The following is a 19,246-nucleotide window of genomic DNA, read 5'->3' as shown; positions in this document are numbered from 1 at the left end:
GTCCGTTGCGGTACGGACCGGCGCCTTCGCGCCGGCCCCACCGGCCCCTGGAGGGGGCCCGGCGGGGCCGTGGCCTCTAGTAGACCGGCTTCTCCGGCTCGACGGTGTTGACCCAGCCGATGACGCCGCCGCCGACGTGCACGGCGTCGGCGAAGCCCGCGGACTTCAGTACGGCCAGCACCTCGGCGGAGCGGACGCCCGTCTTGCAGTGCAGGACGATCTTCTTGTCCTGGGGGAGGTCCTGGAGGGCGCTGCCCATCAGGAACTCGTTCTTCGGGATCAGCCGGGCGCCGGGGATGGAGACGATCTCGAACTCGTTCGGCTCGCGGACGTCGATGATCTCGATCTTCTCGTCGCCGTCGATCCACTCCTTGAGCTGCTGGGGAGTGATCGTGGAGCCGGCCGCCGCCTCCTGGGCCTCCTCGGACACGACGCCGCAGAAGGCCTCGTAGTCGATGAGCTCGGTGACGGTCGGGTTCTCGCCGCAGATGGCGCAGTCGGGGTCCTTGCGGACCTTGACCTGGCGGTAGGTCATCTCCAGCGCGTCGTAGATCATCAGGCGGCCGACGAGCGGGTCGCCGATGCCGGCGAGCAGCTTGATGGCCTCGTTGACCTGGATGGAGCCGATGGAGGCGCACAGCACGCCGAGGACGCCGCCCTCGGCGCAGGAGGGCACCATGCCGGGCGGCGGGGGCTCCGGGTACAGGCAGCGGTAGCAGGGGCCGTGCTCGGACCAGAACACCGACGCCTGGCCGTCGAAGCGGTAGATCGAGCCCCAGACGTACGGCTTGTTCAGCAGCACGCAGGCGTCGTTGACCAGGTAGCGGGTGGCGAAGTTGTCGGTGCCGTCGACGATCAGGTCGTACTGGGCGAAGAGCTCCATGACGTTGGTGGAGTCGAGGCGCTCTTGGTGCAGGTTGACCGTGACGTACGGGTTGATGCCCAGGACGGTGTCCTTCGCGGACTCCGCCTTGGAGCGGCCGATGTCCGCCTGGCTGTGGATGATCTGGCGCTGCAGGTTCGACTCGTCGACCTCGTCGAACTCCACGATGCCGAGCGTGCCGACGCCGGCCGCGGCCAGATACATCAGGGCGGGCGAGCCCAGGCCACCGGCGCCGACGCACAGCACCTTGGCGTTCTTCAGCCGCTTCTGCCCGTCCATCCCGACGTCGGGGATGATCAGGTGGCGGGAGTACCTGCGGACCTCATCGACGGTGAGCTCCGAAGCGGGCTCGACCAGGGGTGGCAGCGACACGGGGACTCCGTTGATCGGTCGTGGTGGGGTTCCCCCCGCCCGAGCGGAGCCGAGAGTGGGGGAGCTTGCTCTCCCCGTAACACTGCCACGCCCTTCTTCATTCCGAGACACCTGTTCCGATGCGCGAGACGAGTTCGTCCCAGTAGCCGGGCAGCGCCTCCCAGGCGCCGTCGGGCACACCCGCCGCCGCCGCGGCACGGCGGTCGGTGACGTACACGGTGCCCGCGCCCTGCCAGCGGGCGATCCGCAGCGCCTCGTCGAGGTGGGTGCGCGGCACGCTGTGGACGAGGTGACAGAACCGCTCCGGAGGGTGGTCGGCGGTCCACTCGGCCACCTGTGACCAGCGGTAGTCGGCCCAGGAGCCGGCGAAGGTGACGAGCTGGTCGGCGGTCTCGGCGTAGCCGGGGTGGGGGTGGCTGCCGTGCCCGAGGACGAGGGGGCCGCCGCACAGCGCGCGCAGGGCGTCGGTCAGCCGCCGCATCGCGGGCAGCTGCGCCCGGTCGGTGGGAGCGCGGTCCAGCCAGAAGCCGTCGGGCTCGTACCACTCCAGGTAGCGGCGGGCGTCGGAGAGCAGCTCGCCGAAGGGCCGCGTCCCGCGCCCGGTGTCCAGGTGTCCCAACAGGCGGACACCGGTCTCCCGCAGCCGGGCGGCGGCCGGCAGGCAGTGCGGGTCGGGGCGGGAGCCGGGGCCGTTGGACACGTCGAGGACCGCCCAGTGCAGCGGCCCCGCCCGCGGCGGGACCCGGCCGTCGCCGCGCTCCGGCTCCCGCGGCAGCACGCACCCGTCGGCGCAGCGCAGCAGTTCGGCCCATTCGGCCGGTGCCAGCAGGGGGTGGGCGAAGCCCGGCACCCCGATCCCGACCGGCGTCGCCCCGCTGGGGGCCGGGGCGGTGCCGGCAGTGCTGGTCAGATGCGACATGCGGCCTCCATCCAGATGTCGGCCAGGGACTCCTCCAGCCCGATCCGCGGGCGCCAGCCGAGCCGGTCGCGGGCGGTGCGGACATCCGCCTGCTGCCAGGTGCCGCAGCCGTCCGGATACGGGTAGGTGACCGGCGGCGAGCCCGTCGGGTGCTCGGGGGACGGGCCGGGGATGACCAGCCGGGCGGGCGGCGAGTCGAGTTCGTGGAGCGCGCCGCCGAAGCCGGCGACCCGGGCGAGCACGGACGCGGCCTCGCGCAGCCGTACGGCCCGGCCGGTCCCGATGTTGACGACGCCCTGCGCGGCGGACAGCGAGGCGGCGTGCACCGCCCGCGCGACATCGCGGACGTCGACGAAGTCCCGCTGGACGCCGAGCCCGCCGAGCTTGAGCTCGTTGTCGCCGGACTGCATCGCCCGGCGCATCGCCTCGGCGAGCCGGCCGAGCGGCGAGCCCGCCGGGGTGCCGGGGCCGACCGGCGAGAAGATCCGCAGCACGACGGCGTCCAGCCCGGAGCCCAGGACCAGTTCGGTGGCGGCGAGTTTGCTGACGCCGTACGGCCCGCCGGGGCGCGGCACCGCGTCCTCGGCGGTGGAGGATCCGGGCTGGGAGGGCCCGTACTCGGAGGCGCAGCCCAGGTGGACGAGGCGGGCGCCGCAGCTGCTGCGGCGCAGCGATTCGCAGATGGTGGCGACCGCGACGGTGTTGTGCCGGGTCAGGTCGCGGGCGCCGCCACGGGTGGCACCCGCGCAGTTGACGACGACTCCGGGGTGCACCGCGTCGAGGAAGCGGGTGAGCGCCCCGGGGCTGCCGGTGGCGAGGTCGAAGCGGACGTCGGCGTCGTCGCCCCGCCCGAGGGCGGTGAGCTGGACGGCGGGGTCGGCGAGCAGGCGGTCGGCGACATAACGGCCCAGATAGCCGTTGGCACCGATGAGCAGCACCCTCATCGTGCGACCCCCCGGTCCGCGTGGCGTGTGGTCGGCTGGACGTTCATATGTCGTGCTCCTAAGGCGGATCGAGGGAAGTGTGTCGGCTTCCGCGGAGTCGGCGTCCGCCCCGGGGGCGGGGGCCACGTGGGGGGTGAGGTCCGCGGGGCGGGGGCCGGGGCGGCCGTTTCGGGGTGCCGCTCCGGGGGTGGTGCGTGGTGGGGGTGCCCGTGTGGGGAGACGGGGAGTCGGGGGCCGGGAATCGTCCGGACGGTCACGGCCGCTGCGCCTCCGCGGGGCCGGAGGGGGCCGGCCGGTGCGCGCAGGCGCCGGTGAGCGCCCGCAGGCCGTACACGAGGAGGCCGGCGGCCGCGACCGTGCAGGCCACGGCGGGTACGGCGGCCGGTCCCACGGCGGTGGTGAGCGCCTCGACCGGGACGTCCAGCCCAGGCAGGCCGGGGAGCCGGGCGATCAGTACGAGGGACAGGGCGAGGGCTTCGAGGGCGGCGGCCGCGGCCACGCCCGTCGCGGCCGCCTCGGGAAAGCCGTGCACGGCCAGCAGCCGGGCGAGGAAGAGCAGCACTCCGAGGGCGGCCGCGGCGGCCTGCGCCGTCCTGCCGTCGCCCCCGAAGGCCGCGTCCGCGCCGAGGAGCAGCGCCGTCAGCGCGGCCAGGAAGAGCAGGGTGGTGGCGAGCAGCAACGGCCGGATGCGGGCGGCGAGTTCTCCGAGGCCGCGGCTGGCGGCCAGGCCGCGCCGCCCGCGGGCCGCGAACCAGCGGGCGCAGCCGGCCGCGGGGGCGAGGGCGAAGGCGAGGGCCACGGCGGTGGCGACGGCCGCGTGCGGAGCGGCGTACGGCAGGTCGGGACCGCCGGCCAGCAGCTCTTCGAGCAGCCAGTCGCCGTACACCGCGTACCCGGCCGTCCAGCAGACCCACAGTCCCGCGGTCCACGGTCCGGCGCCCCGGTGGCGCAGCCGCAGCGGCCCGGACCGGACGGCCAGCCGGACGGCGAGGACGAGCAGCACCCCGCCCGCGGCGCCGACCGCGGCGCGTACGCCGGGAGGTGCGGCCTCGGCCGAGGCGAGGGCGGCGAGCGCCGCGGCGCAGACGGCGCCGGGCAGCAGCTGCAGCACCCCGCGCACACCGCCGGCGCCGCGGGCGGGGGCTGGGGCGGGCGGGTGCCCCGGCCCGTGGTGCCCGGCGCGCTCCGGGCCGGCGCTCTCGGGATCGGCGCTCTCCGGGTCGGCGCGGGGCACCCGGGCGTAGAGCTCCTCGGCCAGCGAGAAGACGTCGCGGTGCCGGAAGCGCGCGGCCGTGCGGTCGGTGACGCCGTGCGCCTCCAGGCCGGCGGCGATCTCCAGCGCGTCGACGGCACGGGCGCACAGCTCCTGATGGCGGTGCATCAGCGACCGCACGGGGTCGGCGGGACCACGGCGCCCGGGGCGGGCGGCGGCTTCCTTGGGAGGGGTCGCGAGGCGGGCGGTGGCCTCGTCGGGGCGTGGGGCGATGCGGGTGACGGCGTCCCCGGGCGGGGGCGCGGTACGGGCGGCGGGCCCCTCGGGTGGCGGCACGAAGCGGGCAGCGGCCCCCTCGGCCTGCGGCGCGGTAGAGGTGACGGCTTCCTCGGGCAGGGGCGCGAGGCGGGCGGCGGACACCCCGGGCGGCGCCGCGGTACGGGCGGTGGCCTCGTCGGGGCGTGGCGCGAAGCGGGCGGCAGCCTCCTGGGGCGGTCCCCCGGTACGGGCCGCGGGGTGGTCTTCTCCCGCGGCTGCGGCGCGGGTGGCGCCGGTGTCGGGTGTGGTCACCGCCCGTCCCCTCTCCCCCGTGCCGCCGCGCAGCCGCCCCGGTCGGGGCGGGGGTGCGGCAGGCGCCGCCGGGCCGGGCGACCGGGGCCGCCGGGGGCGGGGTGCTCGGCGTAGGCCGGACGGCCCGCGCGCCGGGTGCCGTTCCGGCTCCCGCCGTGCGCCACATCCGTCATGCCCGTCACCAGTGCCACGCCCACCAGCCCCATCGCACACATCACGTCCAGCACAGCCGTCACCACTGCCCTGCCTCCTTCGCTCCGGTCACGCCCGTCGGCTCGCCCGCCCCGCCCCGTCTCACCGGCCGTCTCACCCCTCGAACAGCGGCCGCCCCGCTCTCCGCGCAGCCGCCGGCCGGCACCGGCGGGTCGGCGCTCCGCTCTTGTGCGGGGACCGCGGGAACCGCCCAGCTCGGCGTCCGGCCGGCGGACGCGGCGGCCCGCGCGGCGGCGCCGGTCGCGGCCCAGCGGCCGGGGACATGGGACTCGGCGGGGCGGGCGAAGGGCTGCGGTACTCCCCCGCGCCCGCGGCGGCCGGCCGGCCGGGCCGGGGCGTGGGAGATCAGCTCCAGGTAGATGCCACGAAATGCCGCGACGTTCTGCTCGACGGTGAACAGTTCCAGCGCCCGCGCCCGGGCCGCCGCGCCCAGCCTGGCCCTGCGGTCCGGGTCGCCGAGCAGCGCGGTGCAGGCCTCGGCGAGGGCACGGGGGTTGCGCGGCGGGACGACCAGGCCGGTGCCGCCGATGACCTCGCAGACCGCGCCGGCATCGGTCGACACCGTGGCGCGGCCGCAGAACATCGCCTCCACAAGGGAGCGCGGAAAGCCCTCGATGACGCTGGAGAGCACCACCACGGCACCGGAGGCGTAGGCGTCCTCCAGGGCGGGCACCTCGGGGCCGCCGATCTCCTCGAAGCTGACCGGGCTCTCGCCGACGGTGCGGACGTCGGCCGCCTCGTCGGGGAAGAGCTGGGCGGCCAGCGCCCGGCAGTGCGCGAGGTAGCCGGGCGCCTGCGGGTCGCGGCCGGGGCCGCCGATGATCCGCAGGGTGGCCGCCGGCTCGGCCCGGCGGACCTCGGCGAAGGCGTGCAGCAGCGCGATGAGGTCCTTTGCCGGCTCGATGCTGCCGACCCACACCAGCGTCTTGGAGTCGTCCGCCGCGGCGTCCGCGACGGACGCGAAGGGGGCGGCGTCCATGCCGGGGTAGACCGTGCGCAGCCGGGCACGGTCGGCGCCGCAGCGCTCCTGCCAGCGCCGGGCGTGGGTGTTGCCGGGGGTGATCAGGGCGGCCTGCGCGTAGGTCTCGGCGGCCAGGGCACCCTGGAAGGCCGCGAGCAGGGCGCGCACCGGCGCACGCAACGGCGAGGCGGCGCGCGCGAGATAGTGCTCGCGCAGCCGTACGCCGTACTCGGTGACCAGGAGCGGGGTGCCGAAGTAGTGCCGGGCCAGCAGCCCGGGGAGGGCGGCCGCGCCGCCGGAGGTGGCATGGCACAGGTCCACCCCGGCGAGCCCGGGGGCCGCTCCGTCGCCGTACCAGTCCAGGGACAGCGGCCGCAGCGCGCGGGCGAGTCCGGCGGTGACGGCCAGCAGATCGCCGACCTGTGCGCCGTGGGCGGCGGGCAGCGCGTGGGGGCCGTGGCAGGCGGCCTCCAGGAGGCGTACGGCGTCCTCGGAGCGCAGCAGTGCGGGCAGGCCCCGGTGCTCCCGGGCGAGTTCGGCGAGCCCGTACAGACCACTGGCGAAACGGTCCGCCTTGCTGGTCGGCGAGTGCTCCGGGGCGCCGCACGGGACGGCCGAGGGGGCGTCGGCCGGCGCGCCCCCCTGGCATGCGCCCCCGGCCGGCCCGCCTCCCGCGGGCACCGTGGCGAAGGCCGCCACGAGCGCGCCGAAGCTCTCGGCGAAGCGGCGGCGTTCACGGCGCCCGGGGGTGCGGCCCCGGCGCGGTTCACCGGTCCGGCGGCGCCCGCCGGGAGCGTCGCTCCCCAGGGACGCGATGTGCACCGTCCGTACGTGGCGCGGGAGTTCGGGCCGGTGGAGCGCTTCCGGGCGGGGCTCGGCGCTCAGGGCGTAGACCTCGAAGTCATGGCCGGCGAGCCCGCGCACGAGCCGGTCGCACCACGTATGCGCCTCACCGGGCGCATACGGATAACCACCTTCGGTGAGCAGTCCAATCCGCACGAGTGCACCACCGTCCTCCCATATCGGCGTCCCTGGTGTGCCAGCGACACGGCCGCCACCTGCGGGAAGAAGCTATGCAAACGACCGGTGGCGCGATGGACGGTTGTCCATCGCGCCACCGGAAGGGGTGAACACACGTAACTTTCCGCCCCCGGGGGCGTTTCGGCGCGCTATGTGCCCGCCGCGACACCGTCCGTAGCGACCGCTGCGGGGCGGGGCCCGCGGAGGGGGCGCCGCCTCCGGGCGACGGCGCCCGGCCGGTCAGCGCTGGGTGGGGAACGGCCAGGAGTTGGGCCGGCAGGTCACGCCGTCCGTCGTCAGGAACTTGGTCTGCTGCATCATCACCGGGGCCAGGGCGCCCTGCCGCGAGCAGATCTCGTGGTTGTGCCCGAGGCGGTGGCCGACCTCGTGGTTGATCAGCATCTGCCGGTAGGCGTGCATCTTGTCGTGACCGTAGGTCCGGGCGCCCTGTGCCCAGCGGTAGGCGTTGATCATCACCCGGTCGGTCGCCGCCGAGTCACAGGACACGTTGTCCTCGCTGGTGTCGAGACCGGACTTGGCGCACCACGTCGCCGTGGTCCCCGGGCTCGCCAGCGTGATCACGAAGTCGGCGTCGCCGGACCCCACGCGCTGGAAGGTCCGCGCTCCGCCGTGCGCCCAACTGCGGTCGTCGTTGAGGGTCTTGTGCACCGCTTCGGCGAACAGCTTGCCGTCCAGCGGGAGTCCCTCCTCGATGTCGACGCGGTAGCGCACCACCTTGCCGTGCCCAGGCGCCTTGGCGTCGCCGCCGGTCGGCTGGAACTTCCCGCTGGCCGTCAGATGCGCGTCCAGCGGGAAGACCTGCGTCATCTGCTCGTCGTAACTGGCGGGCTTGGCGTCCTGGGTGGGCCTGGCGCGCGACCGGGAGGCCTCGTCGCCCGCCCCGTCGGTACGGTCGTTGCCGCTGCGGGGCTGCGGGTCGCCGCCGTCCTTGTGCTGCTCGGCGACCTGGCCCGCGATGACGACGGCGAGGACGGTGGTCACCGCCGCGGCCGCCGCACCGGTGAACGTCCGGCCCATGCCGCCCTTCTTGAGGCCGTGCCGCGCCTCTTCCACGGCGGGGTCGCCGTCCGGATCGAGGTCCGCCGCGCCGGCGTCGGCGCCGAACCCGGCAGGCCCCTCCGGCCCGTCGGCCTCGTCGCGGTCGAGGACCGCCGGCCGCCCGGTGAAGCGTCCGCCCGCGGGCGAAGCACCGGCGCCCGGCGCGTACGGACCGGCCGCCGGGGCAGCGGTACGGGGCGCACCGGCCCGGAACACATCGTCGTCGGCATCGCCGTCGGCGCCCCGGCCGTCCGGGAACGCCCCGGCGTCGAAGGCGGCCACATAGTCGCGCCGGGGGCCCGGCCCGCTGCCGGGCGGGGCGAGGGGCGGTGCCTCGCCGGGCATCTCCGCGCGCGGGCGCGGGATCCTCGGCGCGCCCCGGCCGGCGGCCGGCGTCGCGGGGATCGCGCCCCAGCCGCCTCCCGGCTCGTGCTGTTCGGGGTGTCCGCCGCGCACCGCATCGCCCTCGAACGGCTCGCGTCTGCGGCGTCCGGGGCCCGGGCCGGGGGCATCGCCCCCCGAAGGGCTGTTGCCGGACGGACCGGCCGTCTCCGGGCTCTCGGCGGCGGTCTCGGGCCGGCCTCGGCGGCTATGGCGTCCCACGGGGCGTGTCAGCTCCTGCCCGCATCAGCGGTCACATCGGTCACATCACTGTCGAGCAGGTCGCGGACGGCCCGCGCCACTGTCTCCGGGTACTCCATCATCGCCACATGACCCGCCTCCGGCAGCGTCAGCAGTCGCGAACCGCGGAACGCCGCGGCTGCCCGCCGCGCCATCCGGTAGGAGACCAGGCGGTCGCGTCCACCGTAGACGAGAAGGGTGGGAGCGAGCACTCTCTCTGCCTGACGCCACAAATTATGCTGGCCGCCGAGCGTGTAGGCGTTCACCAGGCCGCGCGCCGAGCGCTCCATGACCTCCCAGAAGTACGGGAGTTCCAGGCGTCGCGCGTATTCGTCGGCCGCGGCGTTGAACCCCTCCGGGCTGACCCGGCCGGGGTCGCCGTAACAGAGCGCCAGCACCTCGCGGGCGCGGCGCTCGGGCGTCCAGTCATGGGTGAGCCGGCCGAAGAGCCCGGCGATGCCGGGGACGGCGAGCAGCGCCGTGGGCACCGCGGTCAGCTGCGGCCGCAGCTCGGGCAGCGCCGGGGAGACCAGCGTCAGGGTGCGGACGAGGTCGGGGCGCACCGCCGCCACCCGGGTCGAGGCGGCACCGCCCATGGAGTTGCCGATGAGGTGGACGGGGCCGCGCCCGGCCGCGTCGAGGTGGCGGATGACCGCGCGGGCCTGCGCGGAGACGGAGTAGTTGCCGTCGGCGGGCGGCGGCGAGTGCCCGAAGCCGGGCAGGTCGATCGCCTCGCCGTCCACCCGGTCGGCGAGCAGCGGCATCAGGTCCGACCAGTTCTGCGAGGAGCCGCCGAGGCCGTGGACGTAGAGCGCGGGCTCGCGGCCCGCCCCGCCGTCGCCGCCGGCGTCCGGCCCGTCGCCGCCGCGCGCCGGCCGTCCGGCCGGTGCCCGTACGGTCAGCGTCAGGCCCGGCAGGGTCACGGTGCGCACCGTCTCCTCCCCGCCGCGCCGGCCGGAGCCGGCCGGCGGCACCGGGAGGGCGGCGGTCGCGGTGTCCGGCGACTCGGTCGAAGACATGGAACGATGTTACGAGACGATCACGCCCCCGATCGTGTGTCCGCGGTCACACACCGCATCGCGCTGCCGCGGCCGCTCTCCTACGCTCGTAGGCGAGGGCAGCCGCCCCGGCCCCTGCTTTCATGCCAGGCACCAGCCGACGAACGAGCACGCGGGAAAGGGAGCCACCATGCGCGTCGACCCGACAGACCCGGAGACCTTCGCGGACGAGAGCGACGCCGCCCCGATCGACGTCGAGGCCCCGGAAGCGGACGCCGCCGAGCAGTACACCGACCTCGCTCCGCGGCGCGACGAGCCGCTGAGTGACCACGATCCGGACGAGGCGAACGAGGCGGATCTCGCCGAACAGGCCCGTGTCGTCGAACTCAACGAAGACGAATACCGATGACCTGGGGCGTTATGTCGGCTTCCGGGTGGGGGACCGGTCAGAAATTCTCGGCCTCGACCGCGCACAGCCGGGTTACCCAAAAGTACGATGGCGGGCGCGGTGCACCACCTTGTACGGACCGCGTACGAAACAACTTCTGGGAGGCAGCGTGAGCGCCATCGAGCAGACCGAGGCGGCGCGCCCGCGGGGCACACGCCTGCCACGACGGGCCCGGCGCAATCAGCTTCTGGGCGCCGCCCAGGAGGTCTTCGTCGCACAGGGCTACCACGCGGCCGCGATGGACGACATCGCCGAGCGGGCGGGCGTCAGCAAGCCCGTGCTCTACCAGCACTTCCCGGGCAAGCTGGACCTCTACCTCGCCCTGCTGGACCAGCACTGCGAGGCCCTGCTGCACTCGGTGCGCTCGGCGCTGGCGTCGACGACCGACAACAAGCAGCGGGTCGCGGCGACGATGGACGCCTACTTCGCGTACGTCGAGGACCCGGGCGGCGCGTTCCGCCTGGTGTTCGAGTCGGATCTCACCAACGAGCCGGCGGTGCGCGAGCGCGTCGACAAGGTCTCGCTGGAGTGCGCCGAGGCCATAAGCGCGGTGATCGCCGAGGACACCGGCCTGTCGCGGGACGAGTCGATGCTGCTCGCCGTGGGCCTGGGCGGCGTCTCCCAGGTGGTGGCGCGGTACTGGCTGTCCTCGGAGAGCAAGGTGCCGCGCGACACCGCGGTGCAGCTGCTGACCTCGCTCGCGTGGAAGGGCATCGCGGGCTTCCCGCTGCACGGCAGCGACACGCACTGACCGTGTTCGCTGCGGGCGTGCTCCAGGGCGTCCTGCGCATCCCCGGACCGGGCTAATGTGTGCTGCGTACGGCGCGGATCGCCGCGCATCCTCCCCCAGCCGACGCTGGGGGACCCGGACCGTCGGAGGGACATAAGCCGTGGAGGTCAAGATCGGCGTGCAGCACGCACCCCGCGAGATCGTTCTGGAGAGCGGGCAGTCCGCCGAAGAGGTCGAGAGCGCGGTGTCCGACGCGCTGGCCGGCAAGTCTCAGCTGCTGAGCCTGGTGGACGACCACGGTCGCAAGGTTCTGGTCCCGGCGGACCGGCTGGCCTATGTGGAGATCGGCGAGCCGACCGCCCGCAAGGTCGGGTTCGGCGCGCTCTGACGCAGCGGGCGCCCGGCGCGGCGCCCGGAGGCGACAAGGGCGGCGGCCCGGAGATCTGACTCCGGGCCGCCGCCCTTTTCTGCGTTTTCCCCCGCGTTCTCCCGGAGTTTCCCCGGCTGTCTCCCGCTGCTTGCGCACGTCGGCCCACCATGGTGCCGTCGCCCCGACCCGGGGCCCGGCCGCCGCTTTTGCGCAGATCAGGCCGTTCGAGGCGGTCCGGCTGAGCTGATCAGGCAGGGCATCGCCGCAGGGAGGGTTGCTGCCGGTGCCCCCTGGGTACGACCGCCTGTGACCGATTTGTTCAGCTGATCGGCATCGTCACGCGGGAGGGAAAAGCATGATCTGGGAAGCGCTCGGCGCCGTGCTCATCGGCCTCGCCATCGCCCTGTCCGCCACGCGCTGGCTGCCCGACCGTTTCCCCGCACGCAGTCTCACGCTGGCCACCGGCCCGGTCGCGGCGCTGCTCGGCGCACTGCTGACCCGCTCGATCCTCGGCCCGGGCCACCCCGTTCAGGCGCTGGTAGCCGCGGTCGCCGTGGGGGCGGCGCTGCTGTCGGTCGTGGCGCGCCCGCCGCGCCGGCGTTTTCGGCGGCCGGCCGCGCCTTTGAAGGGGCACCGGACGGCCTGAACCGCCCGGCGCGCCCGTCGCGGGTCAGGCCGCGAGGCCCAGCGCCGCCATCCGCTTGGTGTGCGCCTCGGTGATCCGGGAGAACATCCGGCCCACCTCGGCCAGGTCGAAGCCGTCGGCCACGCCGCCGACCAGCATCGTGGAGAGCGCGTCACGGTCCGCGACGACCCGCTGCGCCTGCGAGAGCGCCTCGCCCATCAGCCGGCGCGCCCACAGCGCGAGGCGCCCGCCGACCCGCGGCTCGGCCTCGATGGCCGCGCGGACCTTCTCCACGGCGAACGTGGCGTGCCCGGTGTCGTCGAGCACGGCCAGCACCAGACCGCGGGTGTCGGTGTCCAGCCGGGCCGCGACCTCGCGGTAGAAGTCACTGGCGATCGAGTCGCCGACATAGGCCTTGACCAGGCCCTCCAGCCAGTCCGACGGCGCGGTCTGGCGGTGGAACTCGTCCAGGGCGGCGGCGAACGGCTCCATCGCCTCGTTCGGCTCCGCCTCGATCTGTGCGAGCCGCGCCCGCAGCCGCTCGAAGTGGTGGAACTCGGCCGAGGCCATCTTGGCCAGCTCGGCCTTGTCGTCCATCGTCGGCGCGAGCTTGGCGTCCTCGGCCAGGCGCTCGAAGGCGGACAGCTCGCCGTAGGCGAGCGCGCCGAGCAGGTCGATCACGGCGGCTCGGTACTGCGGGTCGGCGGATGCCTGCGCCCAGTCCTGGGCGGCGATCCCGGTCGGTGTGTGCGCGTCGGCGGCGGCGTTGTCAGGCGTTCCCATGACCGGCACAATAGCCCGCTCGGCCGCCGGGGGAAGGCCCTGGTCAGCCACTCCCCTTCGCCCGTACGCGCGGCGGTCGGACCCGGTGTCCCGATGCCGCGCCGGGCCGTGATGTATTCCTCACTCATACAAGCCTTCGGATGGGCGGGCCTTATCCGGGGTACAGTGGTATTTGGACCTGCCGAGTATCGGTGGGTCGTTCCACGAAGCGGATGCCCGGTCGGTGGCCCGATCGGCTCCAAACCGACCGCCCTCTATTGCGGCGCGTAGCAGACATACGCACGGCAGGAGGGACACCGCTCGCGGCAGGAGTGCCTGAGCGTTGGCAGTGGTCCCGCCCCACCGGCCGCCTCATCAGGCCGGCCCGTACGAACTCGTACGAAGGTGCGGTACGACCCCCTTCGCCGCCTCACGCCGCGTCTCACAGAAGAGGCAAGATTCTGTCTACGTTTCGAGACCTCGGGATTTTCCCCGAGACGGCCGAGGCCCTGGAGGCCGTCGGCATCATCTCCCCCTTTCCCATCCAGGAGCTGACGCTCCCCGTCGCCCTCTCCGGCAACGACGTCATCGGCCAGGCCAAGACCGGCACCGGCAAGACCCTGGGCTTCGGCCTGCCGCTCCTGGAGCGCGTCACGGTCCCCGCCGACGTCGAGGCGGGCCGCGCGCAGCCCGAGCAGCTCACCGAGGCGCCGCAGGCCCTGGTCGTCGTCCCCACCCGTGAGCTGTGCCAGCAGGTCACCAACGACCTGCTCACCGCCGGCAAGGTGCGCAATGTCCGCGTGCTGGCGATCTACGGCGGCCGTGCCTACGAGCCGCAGGTCGAGGCGCTGAAGAAGGGCGTCGACGTCGTCGTCGGGACGCCCGGCCGGCTGCTCGACCTCGCGGGCCAGCGCAAGCTCAACCTCTCCCAGGTCAAGAGCCTGGTGCTGGACGAGGCCGACGAGATGCTCGACCTGGGCTTCCTGCCCGACGTCGAGAAGATCATCCAGCTGCTGCCGGCCAAGCGCCAGACGATGCTGTTCTCCGCGACCATGCCCGGCCAGGTCATCTCCCTGGCCCGCCGCTACATGTCGCAGCCCACGCACATCCGCGCCACCGCGCCGGACGACGAGGGCCAGACCGTCGCCAACACCACCCAGCACGTCTTCCGGGCCCACTCCATGGACAAGCCGGAGATGGTCTCCCGCATCCTGCAGGCCGAGGGCCGGGGCCTGGCGATGCTGTTCTGCCGTACCAAGCGGACCGCCGCCGACATCGCCGACCAGCTCTCGCGCCGCGGCTTCGCCTCCGGCGCGGTGCACGGCGACCTCGGCCAGGGCGCCCGTGAGCAGGCGCTGCGCGCCTTCCGCAACGGCAAGGTCGACGTTCTGGTCTGCACCGACGTCGCCGCCCGCGGTATCGACGTCGAGGGCGTGACGCACGTCGTCAACTACCAGTCGCCCGAGGACGAGAAGACCTACCTGCACCGCATCGGCCGCACCGGCCGGGCGGGCGCCAAGGGCACCGCGGTCACCCTCGTCGACTGGGACGACATCCCGCGCTGGAAGCTGATCAACAAGGCGCTGGACCTGCCGTTCGACGAGCCGGAGGAGACCTACTCCACCTCGCCGCACCTCTACGAGCAGCTGAACATCCCCGCGGGCACCAAGGGCGTGCTGCCGCGCGCCGAGCGCACCCGGGCCGGGCTGGCGGCGGAAGAGGTCGAGGACCTGGGCGAGACCGGCGGCCGCGGCCGTGGTCCGCGCAAGAGCGCGGCCGTCGAGGAGGCGCGTCCCCCGCGCACCCGTACGCCGCGGCAGCGCCGCCGTACCCGTGGCGGCACGCCGCTGGACGGGCAGGCCACCACCGAGGCGCCGCCGACCGAGGCGCCCGCCGCCGAGGGCGCGGAGAGCACCGGGCCGCGTCAGCCGCGCCGGCGCCGCCGGACCCGCAGCGGACCGTCCTCCTCCGGTGCGGCCGCCGCCGTGACGGCTCCCGTCACCGAGACCGCGAACGCCGCCGCCGTGGCGACCGAGGCTCCGGCCGAGCCCGCCGCGCCGCGCCGTCGCCGTACCCGGGTCGCCCGTCCCGCGGACACCGGGACCTTCCAGACCGTCGAGACCGCCGCGAGCGCACTCACGGCGCAGGCCGCCGAGGCCGCGGCCGTCACCGAGGCGCCCGCCGTGCCGCGCCGCCGGACCCGCGGCGCCGCCAAGGCCGCCGCGGCGACGGCACCGGCCGCGGTGACGGAGACCGTCGCGGAGGCCGCGGTGGAGGCTCCCGCCAAGCCGAAGCGGACCCGCAAGGCCGCGGCCAAGCCGGCCGCTGAGGCGGCGGACACCGCCGAGGCCGCCGTGGAGGCGCCCGCCAAGCCCAAGCGCACCCGCAAGGCCGCCGCCAAGCCGGCCGCCGAGAGCGCCGTGGACACCGCCGAGGGCGCCGCGGCGGCCCCGGCCAAGTCCCAGCGCACGCGCAAGACCGCGGCCGCCGCCAAGTCCACGGTGGACGCACCCGCCGCCGAGGACGCCCCGGCCAAGCCGAAGCGGACCCGCAAGGCCGCGGCGAAGCCGGCCGCGGAGGCGGCGGAGACCGCCGAGGCCAAGCCGGTGCGCCGCCGCACCCGCGCCAAGGCCCCCGCCGCGGAGGCGACGCCCGAGAGCTGAGCCTCCCGGCCCGCGCCTTCCGCACGGCCCGACGACCCGGTCCCGCACTCCGCGGGTGCCGGGTCGTCGGCGTCCCGGGCCTCTTTCGCCGTCCGGCCCCGATAACCTCACCCCATGAGCAGGCCGCCCTCCCTCACACTGCCGCCGTGCGCCCGTGCGTACCGACTCGACACCGAGCGCGGCGCGTTCGCCGTCCAGGACGCCCGGCCCGATGCCGCGCCGATCGGGACCGCCCTGCTGGTGCCCGGGTTCACCGGCAGCAAGGAGGACTTCATCGCCCTGCTGGCCCCGCTGGCCGCGGCCGGATTCCGGGCGGTCGCGGTGGACGGGCGCGGGCAGCACGAGACCCCCGGCCCCCGCGACGAACGGGCCTACGCGCAAAGGGAGTTGGCGCTCGACGTACTGGCCCAGGCGCAGGTCCTGCGGGAGCCGGACGGCGGTCCCGTGCATCTGCTGGGGCACTCGCTGGGCGGGTTGGTCACCCGGGCCGCCGTGCTGCTCGACGCGGCCCCGTTCCGGTCGTTGACCGTGCTCAGCTCCGGTCCCGCCGCCATCGAGGCGTCCCAGCAGGCCCGGGTGCGGATGCTGATCGAGGCGCTGGGCACGCTCGACATGGAGGGCGTGTGGCGGGCGATGCGCGAGCTGGACCCGCCGGAGGCGGCGGACGCGGCGACGCCACCGGAGATCGGCGCGTTCCTGCACCGTCGTTGGCTGAACACCGTCCCCGAGCAGCTGATCGCGACCGGCCGTCAGATGCTGGAGGAGCCCGACCGGGTGGCGGAGCTGGCCGGTACGGGGCTCGCCACGCATGTCGTCTCCGGCGCCGTCGACTACGCCTGGCCGGTGCCGTCGATGGACGCGATGGCCGAGCGGCTGTCCGCCCGGCGCACCGTCATCGAGGGCGCGGAGCACTCCCCCAACGCCGAACGGCCGCAGAAGACGGCCGAGGCGCTCGCCGGGTTCTGGAGCGGCGTGGGCTGAGCGCCGTCCGGCCGCGGCGGCGGGCGCCCCAGGCGTGAGGGGCCGGGCCGGTGCGTGTGGGCCGAGCGGACGGTGTCGCCAGGACAGCGCCGGGCCCTTCGGCGAGCATCGGATCAGGCGGGCCCTCACCGGCGCCCGGCCGGCACCGCTCCGTACGAAGGGCTCGACCATGACCGAGAATCCGCCGACTCCCCGGGGCGGCACCGAGGACGGCCCGCACGGCATCGCGCTCACCCGGACCTTCGCCGCCCGCCGTGAGCTGGTCTTCGAGGCGTGGACGAGGCCGGAGCACTTCGCGTACTGGTTCGGCGGGGAGCTGGAGGTGCCCGTCGACCGGGTGACGATGGACCCCCGGCCGGGCGGGGTGTGGAGCCTGGTCATGCACACCCCGGACGGCGGCGAGCTGCCGTTCTCCGGTGTCTACCGCGAGGTGAGCGCCCCGGAGCGGCTGGAGTTCACCGTCCGGGACGCGGCCGCTCCGGGCGGCAGCGAGGGCGAGATCGTCCGGGTCACCCTGACCGAGGCCGGCGACGGTACGGAGATGGCCTTCCGTCAGCTCGGCGGCAACCTCACCTCGGAGCAGTACCGGCAGGCGGAGGCGGGCTGGGCAAGCTTCTTCGACCGCCTCACGGAGCTGCTGGCGCGGGCCTGAACGGTCCTGGCGGCCCGAAGCCGAAGCTCCGCCGGCCTGTCACGGGCCGCCGTCCCCGCGCTCCCCGGGCGGCCCCTGCCGAAGGCCCGCGCGCTGCCCTCAGTACTGCGCCTGGACGTGGTCCCAGAAGCCGTCGCGCAGGACCCGCCGCAGGTCGGAGTGGCTGCGCAGGGAGTGCCGCAGCAGGGCCTCAGCGGCGGTCAGGAGTTCCTGGTCGACGGCGCCGGGCAGATACGGGTGGCCCGGCAGCAGTCCGGCCACCCACTCCCGGCCGCGCTCCGAGAGCCACTGCGCGGCGACCTGCGCGCCGACGAAGCGGACGTCCTCCCGGCTGGGCGCGGGCCCTTCGCCGGCGGTCTGCTCGCAGTACTCGACGCCGACCCGCCGGGTGACGTACGGCTTGCAGAACTCCATGTCGAAGGTGCGCGCGCTGTCGACCTCCCACAGCAGCGGCTCGGCCTGGTTGCGGCCGCCCTGGGCCTCGATGCCCCACAGGTGCACCCGCGCGCCGTAGCCCTGCGCGGCCTCCACCGCGGAGACCAGGTCCTCGTCGCCGCCGATGAGCACCGCGTCGGTGATCGCGCGGTGCCGGGCCAGCGACTCCAGGTCGGAGCGGATCAGGGAGTCGACGCCCTTCTGCTGGTTGTTGGCGTTGAGGTTGCCGAGCCTGACCTTCACGTCGGGCAGCTCGGCGATCCGCTGCTGTTCCTGGGTGTGGATCCGCCGGCGGGCACCGTCGTACCAGTAGACGCGCAGCAGCCGGCTGTCCGGGAAGATCATCCGGGCCTTGTCGATGAAGGCCTCGATGAGCCCTTCGGCGTCGAGGTCGAAGGCCTTGCGGTCCTCCGTACCCGTGACCAGCCGTCCCGCCGCGGCGTAGACATAGCCCGCGTCCACGAAGGCCGCATGGGTGGACGGGGTGGTGGCGACCTCGGCGAGCACCCGGGTGAGCAGCTCGTTGGTGCGCTCGATCCCGGCGGCGAGCGCGGTGAGGTCGGTGGGGCCCGTGGGCCGGACGTCGTTCATACCGGACCCATTGTCCGGGCGGTCGCTCCACGGGCACAACCGCGCTGGGGCGGCGTATTTAGGCCGTCGAAATTTTTCTTTAGCGTAGGGAATGATTGCACTGGGCAGGTCGTTGTACGGAACAGGAGCGCCCGGCAGCGAAGCCGGGCGGCTCGTATACCCAGAAGTTCTCCGCAGGAGGATCAGACGAAGGGAGAAGCCGTATGCGCTTCGAGATCATGCGCCTGGACGATGTGGACGGCACCGCCGTGGACAGCACCGTCGTGGACGCCGCCTCCGTCAACCGGATCGTGCAGCAGGCCGCCGCAACGGGCCAGCGCATCTACATCCGCCCGGCCGGCACCGCCGTCCGCTGACACCCCGCCCCGCCGCCCGGGGACGCGCGCAGAGCGCGGACCGGGCACGGCCGCACCGCACGAGCGCCCCCGTACGAACACGTCGTACGGGGGCGCTGCGGTGTCCGCGGCCGTCCGGGCCCCGGGCGGGCGTCAGGCGCTCTGGATCACCTGGAGCACACCGTTGATGATCTGCTGCACCGCGAGGGCCGAGAGCATCATGCCCGCCAGCCGCGTCACCAGCACCACGCCGCCGTCCTTGATCACCCTGATGATCACCAGCGAGAACCGCATCACCAGGTAGAGCACCACATGGATGGCCGCGATCGCCGCCCAGACGGAGAGCTGGGCAGCGAAGCCGTGCGCGTGCTGCACGGCCAGGATCACCGACACGATCGCGCCGGGCCCGGCCAGCAGCGGCATGCCCAGCGGCACCAGCGCCACATTGACGTCCTTGGTCTGGGTCGGCTCCTCCGACTTCCCGGTCAGCAGGTCCAGTGCGACCAGCAGGAGCAGCAGCCCGCCCGCGATCATCAGCGCGGGCGTCGAGATGTGCAGCCGCCCCAGGATCTGCCGGCCGAAGAGGCCGAAGACGGCGATGACGCAGAAGGCGACGGTGGCCGCCTGCCAGGCCATCCGGCGCTGCACCTTGGCCGGCCGGCCGGAGGTCAGGCCCAGGAAGATCGGGGTGATCCCCGGCGGGTCCATGATCACGAAGAGGGTGACGAAGAGCGTACTGAAGACAGCGATGTCGAACACGGTGAAGGCCTTGCGAGAGGTGGTACGGGACGAACGCCCTCGGGCGGCGCGCGAAGGCGGAGCCGTGAGGAGGCGAGGGACGGGGAGGGCGGGCGACGGCGGACGCACGGCGGTGTGCGCAC

19 protein-coding genes are annotated in these 19,246 nt (G+C 74.6%); 8 read left to right on the top strand and 11 right to left on the bottom strand.

Going from position 1 to position 19,246, the window contains the following annotated elements:
- Nucleotides 1–76 precede the first annotated feature (76 nt).
- The 8 genes from moeZ to AB0411_RS19415 all read right to left on the bottom strand — a co-directional run bounded on the left by moeZ (nt 77) and on the right by AB0411_RS19415 (nt 9,794).
- A complete protein-coding gene (gene moeZ, locus AB0411_RS19450; protein ID WP_086719485.1) occupies nt 77–1,255 on the bottom strand; it encodes an adenylyltransferase/sulfurtransferase MoeZ in 1,179 nt (392 codons plus the stop codon).
- Between the two features lie 97 nt (nt 1,256–1,352).
- Nucleotides 1,353–2,174, bottom strand: a complete 822-nt coding sequence (locus tag AB0411_RS19445; protein WP_366418509.1) for a spherulation-specific family 4 protein — start codon at nt 2,172–2,174, stop codon at nt 1,353–1,355.
- Nucleotides 2,162–3,118, bottom strand: a complete 957-nt coding sequence (locus tag AB0411_RS19440; protein WP_366418508.1) for an NAD-dependent epimerase/dehydratase family protein — start codon at nt 3,116–3,118, stop codon at nt 2,162–2,164. The genes AB0411_RS19445 and AB0411_RS19440 overlap by 13 nt, the downstream gene beginning before the upstream one ends.
- A 253-nt stretch (nt 3,119–3,371) precedes the next feature.
- Complete coding sequence (locus AB0411_RS19435) at nt 3,372–4,901, bottom strand: hypothetical protein (RefSeq protein ID WP_366418507.1); 1,530 nt, start codon at nt 4,899–4,901, stop codon at nt 3,372–3,374.
- On the bottom strand, nt 4,898–5,140 hold the full coding sequence (locus tag AB0411_RS19430; RefSeq protein WP_366418506.1) for a hypothetical protein: 243 nt from the start codon (nt 5,138–5,140) through the stop codon (nt 4,898–4,900). Before AB0411_RS19430 ends, AB0411_RS19435 begins: the two co-directional genes overlap by 4 nt.
- The gene (locus AB0411_RS19425; protein WP_366418505.1) at nt 5,134–7,074 is read right to left on the bottom strand and encodes a DUF3492 domain-containing protein; all 1,941 of its coding nucleotides are present in this window, start codon (nt 7,072–7,074) and stop codon (nt 5,134–5,136) included. Before AB0411_RS19425 ends, AB0411_RS19430 begins: the two co-directional genes overlap by 7 nt.
- A gap of 261 nt (nt 7,075–7,335) precedes the next feature.
- Nucleotides 7,336–8,757: a DUF3152 domain-containing protein gene (locus AB0411_RS19420; protein WP_366418504.1), complete on the bottom strand. Its 1,422-nt coding sequence runs from the start codon at nt 8,755–8,757 to the stop codon at nt 7,336–7,338.
- Between the two features lie 8 nt (nt 8,758–8,765).
- Nucleotides 8,766–9,794: an alpha/beta fold hydrolase gene (locus tag AB0411_RS19415; RefSeq protein WP_366418503.1), complete on the bottom strand. Its 1,029-nt coding sequence runs from the start codon at nt 9,792–9,794 to the stop codon at nt 8,766–8,768.
- Between the two features lie 169 nt (nt 9,795–9,963).
- Here AB0411_RS19415 and AB0411_RS19410 point away from each other — a divergent pair, with 169 nt between their 5' ends.
- The 4 genes from AB0411_RS19410 (at nt 9,964) to AB0411_RS19395 (ending at nt 11,967) form a co-directional block, all read left to right on the top strand.
- Entirely contained in the window at nt 9,964–10,182 is a 219-nt protein-coding gene (locus AB0411_RS19410) for a hypothetical protein (protein ID WP_366418502.1), read from the top strand.
- A 148-nt stretch (nt 10,183–10,330) separates the two neighbouring features.
- Nucleotides 10,331–10,972, top strand: coding sequence for a TetR/AcrR family transcriptional regulator (locus tag AB0411_RS19405; RefSeq protein ID WP_359010597.1), 642 nt, complete (start codon nt 10,331–10,333; stop codon nt 10,970–10,972).
- Nucleotides 10,973–11,111: 139 nt separating this feature from the next.
- The gene (locus AB0411_RS19400; RefSeq protein ID WP_086716597.1) at nt 11,112–11,339 is read left to right on the top strand and encodes a DUF3107 domain-containing protein; all 228 of its coding nucleotides are present in this window, start codon (nt 11,112–11,114) and stop codon (nt 11,337–11,339) included.
- A gap of 337 nt (nt 11,340–11,676) precedes the next feature.
- The gene (locus AB0411_RS19395; protein ID WP_086716596.1) at nt 11,677–11,967 is read left to right on the top strand and encodes a hypothetical protein; all 291 of its coding nucleotides are present in this window, start codon (nt 11,677–11,679) and stop codon (nt 11,965–11,967) included.
- 24 nt (nt 11,968–11,991) lie between these two features.
- Here AB0411_RS19395 and AB0411_RS19390 read toward each other — a convergent pair whose 3' ends face one another.
- Nucleotides 11,992–12,729: a ferritin-like fold-containing protein gene (locus AB0411_RS19390; protein WP_366418501.1), complete on the bottom strand. Its 738-nt coding sequence runs from the start codon at nt 12,727–12,729 to the stop codon at nt 11,992–11,994.
- A 311-nt stretch (nt 12,730–13,040) separates the two neighbouring features.
- On the opposite strand from AB0411_RS19390, the gene AB0411_RS19385 reads away from it, so the two are divergent.
- From AB0411_RS19385 to AB0411_RS19375, 3 genes are all read left to right on the top strand, one after another.
- Complete coding sequence (locus tag AB0411_RS19385) at nt 13,041–15,371, top strand: DEAD/DEAH box helicase (RefSeq protein ID WP_366418500.1); 2,331 nt, start codon at nt 13,041–13,043, stop codon at nt 15,369–15,371.
- A 114-nt stretch (nt 15,372–15,485) separates the two neighbouring features.
- Complete coding sequence (locus AB0411_RS19380) at nt 15,486–16,352, top strand: alpha/beta fold hydrolase (protein WP_366418499.1); 867 nt, start codon at nt 15,486–15,488, stop codon at nt 16,350–16,352.
- 169 nt (nt 16,353–16,521) lie between these two features.
- A complete protein-coding gene (locus tag AB0411_RS19375; protein ID WP_366418498.1) occupies nt 16,522–17,004 on the top strand; it encodes an SRPBCC family protein in 483 nt (160 codons plus the stop codon).
- A gap of 99 nt (nt 17,005–17,103) precedes the next feature.
- Here AB0411_RS19375 and AB0411_RS19370 read toward each other — a convergent pair whose 3' ends face one another.
- Nucleotides 17,104–18,030: an NYN domain-containing protein gene (locus tag AB0411_RS19370; RefSeq protein ID WP_366418497.1), complete on the bottom strand. Its 927-nt coding sequence runs from the start codon at nt 18,028–18,030 to the stop codon at nt 17,104–17,106.
- 203 nt (nt 18,031–18,233) lie between these two features.
- Here AB0411_RS19370 and AB0411_RS19365 point away from each other — a divergent pair, with 203 nt between their 5' ends.
- Entirely contained in the window at nt 18,234–18,386 is a 153-nt protein-coding gene (locus AB0411_RS19365) for a hypothetical protein (protein WP_086716590.1), read from the top strand.
- 132 nt (nt 18,387–18,518) lie between these two features.
- Here AB0411_RS19365 and AB0411_RS19360 read toward each other — a convergent pair whose 3' ends face one another.
- The gene (locus AB0411_RS19360) at nt 18,519–19,124 is read right to left on the bottom strand and encodes a MarC family protein (protein WP_086716602.1); all 606 of its coding nucleotides are present in this window, start codon (nt 19,122–19,124) and stop codon (nt 18,519–18,521) included.
- Between the last annotated feature and the right edge of the window lie 122 nt (nt 19,125–19,246).

It is taken from the genome of Streptomyces angustmyceticus (genome assembly GCF_040701845.1).
Taxonomy (GTDB): domain Bacteria; phylum Actinomycetota; class Actinomycetes; order Streptomycetales; family Streptomycetaceae; genus Streptomyces; species Streptomyces angustmyceticus_A.
The sequence above is the reverse complement of the archived record's forward strand: the minus strand, read 5'-3'. Positions and strand labels throughout refer to the sequence as shown.